The organism is Pseudomonas sp. B6001 (genome assembly GCF_013386015.1).
In the GTDB taxonomy this organism is placed as follows: domain Bacteria; phylum Pseudomonadota; class Gammaproteobacteria; order Pseudomonadales; family Pseudomonadaceae; genus Aquipseudomonas.
Genome location: NZ_JACAOX010000009.1, coordinates 328,638 through 341,804 on the forward strand (window position 1 = coordinate 328,638; position 13,167 = coordinate 341,804).

Here is a 13,167-nt window from a genome sequence, read left to right on the forward strand (position 1 = left end):
TTTATGGCAATCGAGCGATTCACCTGGGCCACTGAAAAGGGCGTCGAGGGTGACATCAAGCAGCGCGTACGCACCACGCAGTTTGCCGACGGCTACGCGCAGTCGACCGAGGACGGGATTAACAACAAATCCCAGTCCTGGCCCGTCACCTTCACCGGAATGAAGTCCCGCATCAAGGACATCATGGACTTCATCGACCGGCACAAGGGTGCAAAGGGCTTCCTCTGGGAGCCACCCCTGGGTGACCTGGGCCTCTACAAGTGCAACGGCTACAAGCCAGTGCACCGCGGCGGCCAGGTTTACGCCATTACCGCGACCTTCGAACAAACCTTTCACCCCTGAGATAACCACCCATGGCACTGATCACGGACATCCAGAAACTGGAGCCCGGCGCCGAAATTCGCCTGTTCGAAATTGACGGTACCGAGTACGGCGCCGATTACCTGCGCTTTCACGGTCACGCCATCCCGCACACGTCCGAGGAGCTGTTGGCCTACGAGCATTCGGAGGAGGACCTGCCGGCCAAGTCGATTTGGTGGCAGGGCGCCGAGTACGCGGCCTGGCCCGTACAGATCGAAGGAATCGGCTCCAACAGCGACGGCACGGCCACCAGGCCGACGTTCGCCGCCGGCAACATCAATGGGCGCGTCACTGCGCTGTGCCTGGCCTTCGAGGACATGCTGAAGTTCAAGCTGACTGTTCGCGAGACCCTGGCCCAGTACCTGGACGCGGCCAACTTTCCCGAAGGCAACCCAACGGCCGATCCGACACAGGAAGGGCTGGAGATCTGGTACATCGACCAGAAAACCAGCGAGGACGGCGAGGCAGTGGTCTGGGAGCTGTCGTCCCCGGGCGAGATCGATAACCACGGACTGCCCGGGCGCCAGATGACCACCTTCTGCCACTGGGCCATGACTAACGGCTATCGCGGGCCAGACTGCGGCTACACCGGTGCAGCCATGTTCGACGATGAGGACAATCCCACGGATGACCCAGCCAAGGACCAGTGCAAGGGGGGCTTGTCGTCCTGCAAGTTGCGCTTCGGCGAGAACAACGAACTTTCCTTCGGCGGGTTCCCCGCCGTCTCCCTGATTGCCCGGAGCTGACCATGCGCAAGCACATCATCGCAGCCATCCAGGCGCACGCGGCGGCCGAGTACCCGAAAGAGTGCTGCGGCCTGCTGCTCGCTGTAGGGCGGGCGCAGAAGTACTACCCGTGCCGGAACATCGCCACGGAGCCGAACGAAGAGTTTCGACTTGATCCTGAGGACTACGCTGCGGCGGAAGACATTGGTGAGGTGATCGGTATCGTCCATTCGCACCCTGACGCCACCAGCTGGCCGTCACCGCACGACCTGGCCATGTGCGAAGCCACAGCCTTGCCCTGGCACATTTTTTCGTGGCCCGAGGGCGACCTGCGCACGATCACGCCAACCGGCAGCACGCCGCTGCTCAAACGTCCGTTCGTGCATGGCGCCTGGGACTGCTGGCAGGTCTGCGCTGACTGGTACCAGCGTGAATGGGGGCTTGAGTTCGAAGCCTTCCAGCGCGTCGATGGCTGGTGGGAGCGCGCGGAGAACGCCAGCCTGTACGAGCAGCATTACGAGGCTGCGGGCTTTGTTCGCGTCGACCGGCCGCAGCGCGGTGATCTGATCGTCATGCACGTAGGGCGGACGGCTCACCCGAACCATGCCGGGATTTACCTAGGCACCGACCCGACGTTACCAGGGGAAGAGTCGGGCACCTTCGGGCCTGGCCCCTTTCTGCTGCACCACCTGTACGGCAGGCCGTCCGAAATTATCGTCTACGGTGGACCCTGGCATGATAGGACGCGACTGATCCTCAGGCACAAAGACGCAAGACAACCAACATGACGCGGCATGCCCGCAAGGGGGGGGATTTATGAATGCGAAAAACTCGAACCAACCGAAACCTGCAGCTCCGTTTCTGGTTGGGAGTGACGGCCGGGTCTATATCAACACGGCGTTGGTTTCGAAAGCGGCCGCCACTACTTTGAATCTTACTTGCCGAGCTCGCGCTGCTTTCTAGTAAACTCTTCCGAGCTAAGCATCACGGTGGGCTTAGCGCTGGGGAAGGTTGTATTGTAAATTTCTTCGATCAACAGATGCCCGTGACCATGTCGCTTAGCACCCTCGACTGCCAGCGCGAGATGGCCTTGTGTTTGCTCAGGCGATAGCTCGGCAGCAACCTTTGCTAGAGCCATTACGGCATCGGTAAGCTGTTTAATCGCTTCTTCAGATGTAACCGTGTAGTTTCCGCTCATTTGACCTCCAGGCCATAAACGCGCCGATATTGGCGCAACCCCAGTCCTTGGGCTTGCAGGCGAAGGACTGGGGAATCCTTTACGCTTTTGTTTGGGTTTTGACGATTAGCCGCCATTTTAAGTCAGGACCGAACACTGTCGGGTGCTGGTGGTGGTTTTGTGGGGGGAATTTGTCACCTTTGTTTGAGGTGATTTCATCGCCACAGCCCTCGCAGCGATAGATGCCAGAGGCCGGAACTATGCTCCCGATCTGGTGTAGGTCGTTCCAGTCGCCGCCGCCGAGAATAGTTGGCGTCTCATGGAAGACGTACTTTGCCGTTTCTTTCGTTACGATCGCCATTTTCCGTCCTGCCCTGGTTAGAAATGAGGCACAAAGCTACTACGTCAAACCCTGGCCCAGTTACTGGCATTCCATCCACGCTGGATGCCTGGCCAGGTCCGAGGTACAGTCCCTCCTTTCCCGGGGAGGACAACTATGAAAATCTGGCTGATGGCTCTGTCTGCTGCGATGCTCGCGGGCTGCGCGGATAGCGGACCTATCAAGGTCGGGCCTGATACATACACGATTTCAACTCGTGTTCCCTTTGGCGGGCCTGCCTCCGCGAAAGGGCAGGCTCTCAAAGAAGCGAACGTATTCTGCGAGTCCCAAGGCCGAGAGATCCTGCTGGATCACATGCAAGCCAGTGAGTGCGCATTACACGGCGGCTGCGGTGAAGCAGAGATTTATTTCTTCTGTATGGCTAAGGGAGATCCGCAGTTGAAGCGCCAAAAATACAGCCCGGACCCCACACAGAAGATTGAAATAGATCAGCGCTGATCAGTTAGGCCTGCTTGGTCCAGCAGCTTAGGTTGGGCTACAGTCCCGCGAAACCAAAGAGGGAACGACATGCGAATTTTGATAGCGGCGGTAGCGGTGGCGGTGCTGGCGGGGTGTGGGACTACCCCCATTCCATCGAGCCAGGCTGATCGAGTTCCAGCAGCGAGACTTAAAGCCTTTCAGGACCCGAAGGCTGGATCTGCCGTCATGGTAGTAACCCGTGATAAGGGTGTGTTTGCAGGCGGCGGATGCTACACGGCAATTTTGATCGATGGGAAGGTTGCCGCGAGGCTTGGTACGGGAGAGACAGCAACTTTCTACCTGACCGAGGGACGCCATATCTACGGTCTGTCTGGTGACGCCGAGGGTGGTGGGTTGTGCGCTGCTCAAATTGGCCAAGCGGTTAGAGAATCAGCCGGAGAGTTTAAGGGCGGTGAGACGCAGAAGTTCAGGGTGTCGGGAGATAGCAGCGCTTGGTTGGAGTTACGCCCCACATCGTTATAAATATTGAAAATTTGACCGCCTATGGGCGGTTTTTTTTCGTCTGGAGATTTTGATGACTTCATTGACAACAATTCGGCTTGGCGGACCTCTTCGCCAGTTTGGAAAGGAATACAGACTTTCGGTTCGCACTCCGGCGGAGGCGGTAAAAGCATTGTGTGTGCAAATCCCAGGCCTTGAACGATTCATCAGTTCGGCCAGCCAGCGAGGCTTGGAGTTTGCGGTATTTCGAGGATCAAAAAATATTCAGGAGGATGAGCTTGGATTTGGTGGTAACGGGGATATTCGAATTGTTCCAGTAATCACTGGGAGCAAGCGGGCTGGCTTACTGCAAACAATCGTAGGTGCAGTGCTCATTGCAGCAGGCTATCTGCTTTCGCCATTTACTGGTGGTGCAAGCATGGCAGTCGTCCCAGCGGGTATCGCCCTTGTCGCTGGCGGCGTCATCCAGATGCTCAGCCCACAGGCTGGGGGGCTCAAGACCAGCGCTGCGCCCGAGAACACACCCGGCTACGCCTTCGGTAGCGCCAAGAACACCACCGCATCAGGCAACCCTGTTCCGCTTTGCTACGGCAAGCGACGGGTAGGAGGCGCGATCATCAGCGCCGCTATCTACGCCGAAGACCAGATGTAGCCAACACCTGAAGCACCGCAGCCGCCCATGAGGCGGTTTTTTATTGCCTGGAGAAAAGCATGGGCGCAGCACGCAAGATTGATATCCACGGCGCCAAGGGCGGCGAAGAGAAGCCAAAAACGCCAACGGAAGCCCCGGACAGTCTGCGCTCGGTGGCCATAGCCAAAATGCTGATCGCAGTGGGAGAGGGAGAGTTCGAAGGAACGCCTACCGCGCGCGATATCTACCTCGATAACACCCCGCTGCAAGACCCTCAGGGCAACATGAACTTCCCGAATGTGAAGTGGGAATGGCGCACCGGTGCGGTAGACCAGACCTATATCCAGGGGATCCCGTCGGTCGAGAACGAAACCACCATCAGCACTGAACTGCGTAGTGGTACTGCGTGGGTTCGCGCAATCAACAACGTCCAGCTTTCGGCAGTGCGGGTTCGCTTCGCCTGGCCAGCGCTCCAGTCTGTGGACGCCGGCGGCAACATCAACGGTTACCGGATTGAGTACAAGGTTGAACTGGCAACTGACGGCGGCGCGTACCAGCAGGCGCTGAGCGAGGCTGTCGACGGTAAGACCACCAGCGTGTACGAGCGCACCCGACGAATCGATTTGCCGAAGGCTACTTCTGGCTGGCTGATGCGCATCACACGACTTACGATCAACCAAAACAACAACAAAATCTCCGACACAATGCAGATCGCCGGCTTCACTGAGGTGATCGACGCCAAGTTGCGGTACCCGAACACCGCGCTGCTCTACATCGAGTTTTCTGCTGAGCAGTTCCGGAGCATTCCGGCGGTGACCGTCGAGACCAAGCTCAAGAAGATGCAGGTGCCGAGCAATTACGACCCGGTATCGCGTTCATACACCGGCATCTGGGACGGCACCTTCAAGCAGGCTTGGACCGATAACGCAGTCTGGATGACCTACGACATCACCACTGCCGACCGCTTTGGTTTGGGCCGGCGCATCAAGCCGTGGATGGTCGATAAGTGGGAGCTCTACCGCATCTCTCAGTACTGCGACCAGTTGGTGCCGGACGGGAAGGGGGGGCAGGAGCCGCGCTTCATCTGCAACCTGAATCTGCAGAGCAAGGCCGATGCCTGGTCTCTGCTGCGTGACATCTCGGCGGTTTACCGGGGCATGACCTATTGGGCCCAGGGCCAGGTGTTCACCCTGTCGGACATGCCGCGCGCCACGGACTTCGACTTCGCCTATACCCGGGCGAACGTCATTGATGGCAAGTTCACCTATTCCAGCGCGTCGGAGCGCACCCGCTATTCCCGGGCTTTGGTCAGCTACGACAACCCGCTGAACAACTACGACACCGACGTCACCGCAGTGACAGACCAGAAGCTGCAGCGGCGCTACGGCGACAACCCGCTGGAGATCAGCGCGATCGGCTGCACTCGTGAGTCGGAGGCGCAGCGCCGCGGCAAGTGGGCCTTGCTCACCAACTCCAAGGACCGGGCTGTCACCTTCAAAGTGGGCTTGGACGGGCGTATCCCGCTTCCTGGCTACGTAGTTCCGATCGCCGACGAGTTGATCGCTGGCCGGCCGGTGGGCGGACGTATCTCTGCGGTGAACGGCAAAGTCATCACCCTGGACCGCGACACCCAGGCCAAACCCGGTGATCGGCTGATCCTCAACCTGCCCGACGGCAAATGCGAGGGGCGCACCGTGCAACTGGTCAGTGGCCGGCAGGTCACAGTAACCACAGCGTACTCCGTGGCGCCTGAGCGTGAACTGGTGTGGGCGCTCGACGCTGACGACCTGGCCATCCCGCTGTACCGGGTGACCAGCGTTTCCCGGCCAGAGCCTGGCGTGTTCGAAATCTCGGCCGTGCAGTACGACCCGAGCAAGTTTGCGCACATCGACACCGGCGCCCGGCTGGAAGAGCGGCCGATTAGCGTTGTCCCGATCACCGTGGTTCCGGCACCGGCCAGCGTCATGCTGACATCCAGCTACGCCGTGAACCAGGGCATCGCCATCAGCACCATGAACATCTCGTGGCCAGCCGTGAATGGCGCGACCGCCTATGACGTGGAGTGGCGCAAGGACAGCGGCAACTGGATCAAGCTGCAGCGCACCGGTTCGACCAGCGTCGACGTCACCGGCATCTACTCGGGCGCCTACGTGGCCCGGGCGCGCTCGGTGAGTGCCTTCGAAATCTCTTCGATTTGGAAAAGCTCGAACCTGACCAATCTGGAAGGGAAGGTCGGCCTTCCGCCGGCAGTGTCGTTCCTGACCACCACCAGCGAACTGTTCGGCATCGGCCTGAAGTGGGGCTTTCCTGCTGGAGCCGAGGATACCCAGCGGACAGAGGTCTGGTATGGCCCGGCCAATGATTTGTCGGTGGCCACCAAGCTGGCGGACCTGGCTTATCCGCAAGCTGACTACCGCATGCAGCAGTTGTTGGCGGGTGCAACCCTGTTCTTCTGGGCGCGCCTGGTGGACCGTACCGGCAACATCGGTCCGTTCTATCCGGTGGTGAATGGTGTGATTGGGCAGGCCAGTTCGCAGGCCGCACCCATCCTGGACCTGATTACCGGCCAGATTGGTAAAACCGAACTGGCTCAGGAACTGGTCAAGGAGATCGAACTGATCTCCGGCGACGGCCCGGGGTCGGTGAACGATCGCTTGGAGCAGGCCAAGCAGGAACTGGAAGACCTGATCGATCAGATCACGGACGCCCTGGTCTACGATCCGACCAAAACCTATGCCGCCGGCGACGTAGTGCGGCAGGGCCAGCACCTGTACCAAGCCATCGCGCCGGTACCGAAAAACACTATGCCTCCCAATGCCCAGTACTGGTTCGATATCGGCACCATTGCCGAGACAACCCAGGCCATGGCGTTGCAGATCCAGCAGAACAAGGCGTCCATCGACACCGTGGACGGCAAGGTCACGGCACAGGCATCGGCACTGCAATCGCTCCAGGCGAGCTGGAGGGAGGACAGCGGCGAGGGCGACCTGGCGGACGCCCTGAAAGGTTGGGATGCCACCGCCAAGTTCGCTGAGCAGGTCAAGGTTCAGGCCTCGGATAACCGAGCGCTGGTTGAGCGAACCACGTCGCTCGATGCAGCGGTAGGGCAGAACCTGGCCGGCCTCACCTCGCTTGAGCAGGTGGTGGCCACTGAAACCCTTGCTACGGCGACTCGACTGGATCAGTTGAAAAGCAGTGTCGACGGCAACGCGGCTGCGATCAGTTCGGAGGCAGCGACACGGGCGGACGGCGATTCCGCCCAGGCCGCGCGATCCGATCTTATCCAGGCGAAGGTTGACGAGAATTCGGCAGCCGTTCAGACGGTCACCGATTCCCTGGCCGACACCACCAAGGCCGTCGCCTCACAGTCCACCACGCTTCAAGCTGTTGTTGGCGGCGGGCGGGACGGTACCGACGAGGGAGACCTGGCCAGCGCAATCAGCGAGGTGAAGAACAAGGCTGCGATTCAGGTAACAGCAAGGGCTCAGGCTGATACCAACGGAAAGCTTTCCACCATGTGGTCCGTCAAAATGCAGGTCAATGCCAACGGTCAGTATGTCGCCGCTGGGATCGGCCTGGGTATCGAGCAGAACGCCGATGGCTTGTTGCAAAGCCAGTTCCTGGTGAGTGCTGATCGATTTGCCGTAGTGAACACAATCGATGGCGGATCTTTCACGACGCCGTTCGTGGTGCAGGGGGGTCAAGTGTTCATGAACTCGGCGTTTATTCAAGACGCCTCAATCGGGGTGGCAAAACTGACCCAGAGCATCCAGTCGGCGAACTACGTGCCAGGGAAAACGGGACTGATGATCAACTTCGTGACCGGTGAATTCGAGTTGAACAGCACGTTCGGCGCTGGTGGTCGCCAGACCATCAATAATCGCGGCGGCAAGGTTTACGACGAGATCGATACCAAGCGCTATCAATGGGGGGACCTGAACGCATGACCTATGGAGTGAGAGTGTGGGGGCCTACGGGCCTCCTTGAATTGGATGAGACCTCTTTCACCGTGCGCGTTATCTATTCAGCCCTTGTAACCCGGCCTGCCGGCACGCTGTATAGCGATATAGCGGTGCCTGGTTGCGATCCAGCCACCTGCAGCGCTGTATGCGTTCCAACCGCGCCATACCCTGAAGACCCCAGCGCACAGAACCTGAACGCAATCCAATACGAGCCTCAAGTCATGTCCGGGGTAGTGAGGGTTTGGTACGTTAACCGAAGCATAAATCCGTCGTCGCCGCCGGCCCCAGGGTTGGCCACACAGAGGCTTTTAGTGATGAAGTACCGATAATGCCGTCTTATGGAATGTCCTTTACCAACGACTCAGGTGTCGTAGTCATCGATTCGGAGTTTGCCAGGTTGGTCGTCCTGTACAAAGGTGACTACAGCGGACCTATCGTCTTCCCGGCGCCCATAACCACCCAGGAACCGCCCTTGGTGTTTGTTCGCCCCAGTGCCTCGGTAACCATAAGTTACGCCAAGATAACCGGTACCGCAGGCAACTGGACGGGCTTCTCATTCTTGGGAATAGGCTCTGGAAAGTTCTTCGTGGCCTCGTTCGGCGGGGCAACTCCCACTGCGAAGTACGGGTTTAGATTATGGGATGGGCAAGGAAAGTTGTTGTTTGATAGCGGGACACCGTGTGCGCAGTTCACCCGCACGATATCGGCATGGACCTACATTGGATCCAGCACAACCCCGCAGGGTCAGACCCAGGTCAACTTTACAGCGCCATCCCCACTGGACTCCGGCGATTACATCATGATCAACAACATAGGGATGGATGTCAGTGCCGGTTCTAGCAAGGGCGCTAAGTTGTACTGCGTGTGGGACTACGCAAACAACCGGATTGTGATGTTTACGATTGGAGTCTCTAACGCTGCGACATTTTATGTGCCCGTGGTGTTCGCTAAGCCAGTGATTTAGCCGTTCACCAGACAATTCAATATCCAATAGCCGCCCTGAGCGGTTTTTTATTTCCTGGAGAAAAATATGCCTTGGTACAGAGCCGGCACCGTTGCAGTTGCATTGAATTCGAACACCGTCACCGGCACCGGCACGTCGTTCAGTGCCAACGGTCGCGTGGGTGACGCATGGACTGGGCCCGATGGGCGCTGGTATGAGGTGACCAACATCGCCAGCAACACGGTGCTGACCATCTCGCCGAACTACCTGGGGGCAACAGTCTCCGCGGGTACGTACGCCCTGGCTCCGATGCAGGGTTACGTGAAGGACTCAGCCGATCAGCTCCGGCAGATCGTGAACCAATGGGGCGCTACCCTGGCCGGCCTCGGTACGGTCTCCACGCAAAATGTGGTTCCTGTGACCATGGGCGGTACCGGCGGCACCAGCCAGGCTACAGCACGGGCTGGCTTAGGGCTTGGTAGCGCGGCGGTGGCCGCAATTGGCTATGCAGACGGAAACGTCGCAGACGCTTATGCAACTGGCAGAACGCGCACGAGCGTGGTTCAAAGCTGGTTGACGAACGCTGTACATGGGCTTGATCCAAACCTCTATCCGCCAGGCTCTCCGGGCATGCCTTCCGGCGGTACGGGCTACTTTTACAAGCAGATTTTTCGGCACTCTGATGGCTCTAACAGGCTGACGGTTGCCTGGCCTTATGGGCTTGCTGGCAATTCGGGCACCATCAAATTTCAATCGATTTACGACGGCGCCGTAACACCTTGGATTGAGATCTACCACACCGGGAACACCACTCGCGCCGCTGACGGCACACTCAAGGCTATCTAAATGACCACTCGCGCAGCAGTAAACATTCTCGGTGCCGACGGCGCCGTCATCGATGTCACGTCTTTGGGCGTTAGCACCATCACCACCGAGCACCCGGGCCCTGGCCAGTATCTGGTGCACGGAACACTTGGGATGGTTCCACCACCAGAGGGCTGGGGCTTTGTTCTGAACCAGGTCGACGCGGCTTGCTCGGTAGACATCGGTTTCAACGAGGGCGTGCTGGCTGTCAGCGTGGCCAAGGATGGTGAGCCCGCCGACTTGGTGCACAGCATCACTTTGCATGTGGCCGTGGACTCCTTGCCCGTCCAGGTGGTGCCGGAGCTGACAGCACCTGCAGCTGACCCGCTGGAGTTGGCTCAGGTCGAGATCACCCGGCTGCGGGCCGTCGCTGACTATGCGATCGCGCCACTTCAGGACGCCGTGGATGTCGACGAAGCGACTGACGCAGACCTCGCGGCGCTCAAATCCTGGAAGAAATACCGAGTAGCGCTGAGCCGGGTTATTGAGCAACCGCAGTACCCGGATGCCATTGAGTGGCCTGTCGTGCCTGCGTAACTGCAAACGGTCAACGCCGCCCGCCCTGAGCGGGTTTTTTATTGCCTGGAGAAAAGCATGCCGATCACCGAAACCCGAGGGGTGCGCAACCGCAACCCCGGAAACATCGATTACGTTCCGGCCAACCAATGGCAGGGCCAGCTCAAGCCCGACCCGGCCATCGAGAAACGCTTTGCCCGGTTCGATACGCCGGAGAACGGCATCCGTGCCCTGGGCAAGCTGCTGCTGACCTATCAGCGAAAGCACGGCTTGAAGACGGTGAAGGCGATCATCAGCCGCTGGGCGCCTTCCGTGGAAAACGACACCGCTGCCTACGTGCGCGCCGTTGAGGCGAACACCGGCACCCAGCCCGGCGCCGAGATCGATCTGGGCCGAGCGCCGGTAATGGCTGGCTTCGTTAAGGCGATCATCCACCACGAAAACGCGGGCTATGCCTATCCCGACGCGGTGCTGGTGGAAGGCGTGCGGCGGTCGCTGGCATGACGCTGGTGCAGAAGTTGGTCGGCCTGGTAGTTCTGACCCTGGTGCTGATGGCGGCCACCGCCGGCGCGACCTGGCAGGTGCAGGATTGGCGGATGGGCAAGAAACTCGAGGAGCAGGCCGGCCTGCACAAGGATGATCTGGCAGCGATCAGTAATGCCGCCGTAGCCCAGGCGCGCGCCGAGCAAGACAAGCGTCTGGCCACAGAGCAGCAACTGGCCGCCTCCGACCAACAACACACCAAGGAATTATTCGATGCCCAGCGCAACCAAGCACTGCTGCGTGACCGCCTTGCTACTGCTGATGTGCGGCTGTCAGTTCTTCTCGACGCCACGGATTCAGCCGGTGGCTGCAACGTGCCTGCCACCCCCGGCACCGTCGGCGTGGTTCATGCAGCCCGTAGAGCCCAACTTGACCCAGCGCATGCGCAACGAATTATCGCCATCACCGACGATGGGGATAAAGCCGTGATTGCGCTGCGGGCGTGCCAGGCCTATGTCAGAGCGATTGCGCGTTGATAGCGATAGGCTACGCTTGCCGTTTGCGTGTGTTGGCCCGCAGCTATCGAACTGGCAGGCTCTTATGGACAAGCAGCTGGCAGGTCTCTCTTTTCTTTTGACGCTGGGATGGGTCGTTGCTGTTGTGGGCGTCATGTGGTTTTTTGGTACCTGAAAAAGCTGTAGGGGGAACTTGCTCTGTACTCAATGGCTCCCATGAGTACACCCATTTGGATACACAGTCATGAGCATCGGTGCAAGATTGAAATCTGAACGCCTTAGACTTGGATTGTCCCAATCTGCCATTGGTGCGATTGGTGGAGTGGAAGTGAATGCTCAGGGAAGGTACGAGAGTGGGATTCGTTTTCCGCGGGCGGATTACCTCGCGTTGGTCGCGAAATCCGGCGTCGATATCCTGTTCGTGATTACTGGAAAGCGCACAGAGAACGGTAGTGCGGATTCGGCCAAGGCTGCTGAGGCGCTGGATAGCGCGACGGAGTGTCTTGAAAAGGCAAAAGAGCTCATTCACTGATTCATTAATTTATGTATCAACGCCGGCCCTTTGTTTCGCACATTGCCCACGGCAGTATCGACCTTGAACCACTCGAAAACCTCGGCCGGTTCGCCCTGGTGTAGCACCATCTGTTCGGCTCGCTCCTTGGGCGTGGCGGGGTCCAACCATTCCCGGGCCAGGTCCGGAGTCAGCACCACAGGGCGCCGGTCATGGATATCCACCATGCCGCCGGCGCTGTCGGCGGTGATGATCACGAACCCGTCGTGCTCGCCCGGGCCTTCGTCGCTGTCGGGCAGTTGGCCAATGGCGGCGCATAGCACCGGCGCGCCGTCCCGCCGCCGGATCAGATAGGGCTGCTTCTTCGGTCCGCCTTCGTCCACCCACTCAAACCAGTTGTCGATGGGCGTGATTGCCCTGTGCGGCCAGATCGCGCGGAAGAACGGGCCGTGGGCCACCTTCTCGACGCGGGCATTGATCGGCGCGGCGCGGTCCTTGGCCCAGTGCGGGCGCCATCCCCATCGCACCAGGTCGGCGTGCAGCTGGTCACCCTGCAGGTGGAGCAGGGCGACTTGGGTTGTCGGGGCGACGTTGTACCGCTCCAGGGGTAACTCACCCACGGAGTTCGCCAGTGCATTTGGCATGCTCAGCGCTGCAACGAAGTCATGAATGCCGCTGTACTGGGAAAGTCTTCCGCACATGGCCAAGCCCTCAATCTGAAACCTGAGCTTAGACGATGGTTTTCGGGCGGGACATCAGGTCGTTCAGCATCCCGCGCAGCCTCTCCACTTCGCGCACGTTGACTCTTTCTGATGTTGTGAGGGTGTCGATCTGCTTACGCATGACCGCTGCTTCGGCGCCGCGCTGCCTTAGATATCCTGAGAATTCGTCTTTCTTTGCCTGCGCTTCAGCCAGCATCGCGACCAGGCCGAAGATGTCCGCCCTGGCCTTGCGCAGTTGCAGGTTCAGTTCCTGGATCTCGTTCTCAAGGAGGCGGGCGTGCTGTTTGTGCATTTCGAGAGGCGTGGGAATGCCAAGCCACCCGCAGGTGTCTTCGTCGATGTTCATGGGGTGTGGTTCCGATTGCTGTATGTGCATACAGTAATCGAGGCGCGGTAATGCGGTAGTCGTCCGCCGACGAACTGCACGGTTACCCGAC

The 13,167-nt window shown here is 59.4% G+C and carries 16 protein-coding genes; 12 read left to right on the forward strand and 4 right to left on the reverse strand.

Translation table 11 applies throughout. The annotated features are described in order from the left end of the window. Positions 1-3: 3 nt before the first annotated feature. Genes HX821_RS12605 through HX821_RS12615 form a run of 3 tightly spaced genes read left to right on the forward strand, consistent with a single transcriptional unit; the run spans position 4 to position 1,873 of the window. On the forward strand, positions 4-342 hold the full coding sequence (locus tag HX821_RS12605) for a phage tail protein (RefSeq protein ID WP_177035824.1): 339 nt from the start codon (positions 4-6) through the stop codon (positions 340-342). A gap of 11 nt (positions 343-353) precedes the next feature. After that, complete coding sequence (locus HX821_RS12610) at positions 354-1,106, forward strand: phage minor tail protein L (protein WP_177023118.1); 753 nt, start codon at positions 354-356, stop codon at positions 1,104-1,106. Between the two features lie 2 nt (positions 1,107-1,108). Next, on the forward strand, positions 1,109-1,873 hold the full coding sequence (locus tag HX821_RS12615; RefSeq protein ID WP_177023117.1) for a C40 family peptidase: 765 nt from the start codon (positions 1,109-1,111) through the stop codon (positions 1,871-1,873). Between the two features lie 146 nt (positions 1,874-2,019). On the opposite strand, the gene HX821_RS12620 is transcribed toward HX821_RS12615, so the two are convergent. Together HX821_RS12620 and HX821_RS12625 are read right to left on the reverse strand one after the other, a co-directional pair. Then, a complete protein-coding gene (locus HX821_RS12620; RefSeq protein WP_177023116.1) occupies positions 2,020-2,283 on the reverse strand; it encodes a hypothetical protein in 264 nt (87 codons plus the stop codon). Between the two features lie 79 nt (positions 2,284-2,362). Then, positions 2,363-2,623: a protein L gene (locus HX821_RS12625; RefSeq protein WP_069557367.1), complete on the reverse strand. Its 261-nt coding sequence runs from the start codon at positions 2,621-2,623 to the stop codon at positions 2,363-2,365. A 135-nt stretch (positions 2,624-2,758) separates the two neighbouring features. Here HX821_RS12625 and HX821_RS12630 point away from each other — a divergent pair, with 135 nt between their 5' ends. The 9 genes from HX821_RS12630 to HX821_RS12670 all read left to right on the forward strand — a co-directional run bounded on the left by HX821_RS12630 (position 2,759) and on the right by HX821_RS12670 (position 12,029). Next, positions 2,759-3,100 (forward strand): hypothetical protein, encoded by a 342-nt coding sequence (locus tag HX821_RS12630; protein ID WP_242167177.1) that lies wholly within the window; start codon positions 2,759-2,761, stop codon positions 3,098-3,100. A 556-nt stretch (positions 3,101-3,656) separates the two neighbouring features. After that, positions 3,657-4,235, forward strand: a complete 579-nt coding sequence (locus HX821_RS12635) for a tail assembly protein (RefSeq protein WP_087694023.1) — start codon at positions 3,657-3,659, stop codon at positions 4,233-4,235. Between the two features lie 59 nt (positions 4,236-4,294). Beyond that, positions 4,295-8,161, forward strand: coding sequence for a phage tail protein (locus tag HX821_RS12640; protein WP_177035825.1), 3,867 nt, complete (start codon positions 4,295-4,297; stop codon positions 8,159-8,161). Between the two features lie 358 nt (positions 8,162-8,519). Next, complete coding sequence (locus HX821_RS12645) at positions 8,520-9,140, forward strand: hypothetical protein (protein ID WP_256345409.1); 621 nt, start codon at positions 8,520-8,522, stop codon at positions 9,138-9,140. 66 nt (positions 9,141-9,206) lie between these two features. Continuing rightward, a complete protein-coding gene (locus tag HX821_RS31975) occupies positions 9,207-9,965 on the forward strand; it encodes a hypothetical protein (protein WP_371316186.1) in 759 nt (252 codons plus the stop codon). Further along, positions 9,966-10,520: a tail fiber assembly protein gene (locus tag HX821_RS12655; RefSeq protein ID WP_177035827.1), complete on the forward strand. Its 555-nt coding sequence runs from the start codon at positions 9,966-9,968 to the stop codon at positions 10,518-10,520. Between the two features lie 57 nt (positions 10,521-10,577). Continuing rightward, on the forward strand, positions 10,578-11,003 hold the full coding sequence (locus HX821_RS12660; protein ID WP_177035828.1) for a structural protein: 426 nt from the start codon (positions 10,578-10,580) through the stop codon (positions 11,001-11,003). After that, complete coding sequence (locus tag HX821_RS12665; protein ID WP_177035829.1) at positions 11,000-11,518, forward strand: lysis system i-spanin subunit Rz; 519 nt, start codon at positions 11,000-11,002, stop codon at positions 11,516-11,518. Before HX821_RS12660 ends, HX821_RS12665 begins: the two co-directional genes overlap by 4 nt. Positions 11,519-11,741: 223 nt before the next feature. Then, positions 11,742-12,029: a helix-turn-helix domain-containing protein gene (locus tag HX821_RS12670; RefSeq protein WP_177035830.1), complete on the forward strand. Its 288-nt coding sequence runs from the start codon at positions 11,742-11,744 to the stop codon at positions 12,027-12,029. Here the strand turns inward: HX821_RS12670 and HX821_RS12675 are convergent. Together HX821_RS12675 and HX821_RS12680 are read right to left on the reverse strand one after the other, a co-directional pair. Next, positions 12,023-12,709, reverse strand: a complete 687-nt coding sequence (locus HX821_RS12675; RefSeq protein ID WP_177035831.1) for an SOS response-associated peptidase — start codon at positions 12,707-12,709, stop codon at positions 12,023-12,025. The genes HX821_RS12670 and HX821_RS12675 overlap by 7 nt on opposite strands. Before the next feature lie 28 nt (positions 12,710-12,737). Continuing rightward, on the reverse strand, positions 12,738-13,076 hold the full coding sequence (locus tag HX821_RS12680) for a hypothetical protein (protein ID WP_003218466.1): 339 nt from the start codon (positions 13,074-13,076) through the stop codon (positions 12,738-12,740). Positions 13,077-13,167: the final 91 nt, after the last annotated feature.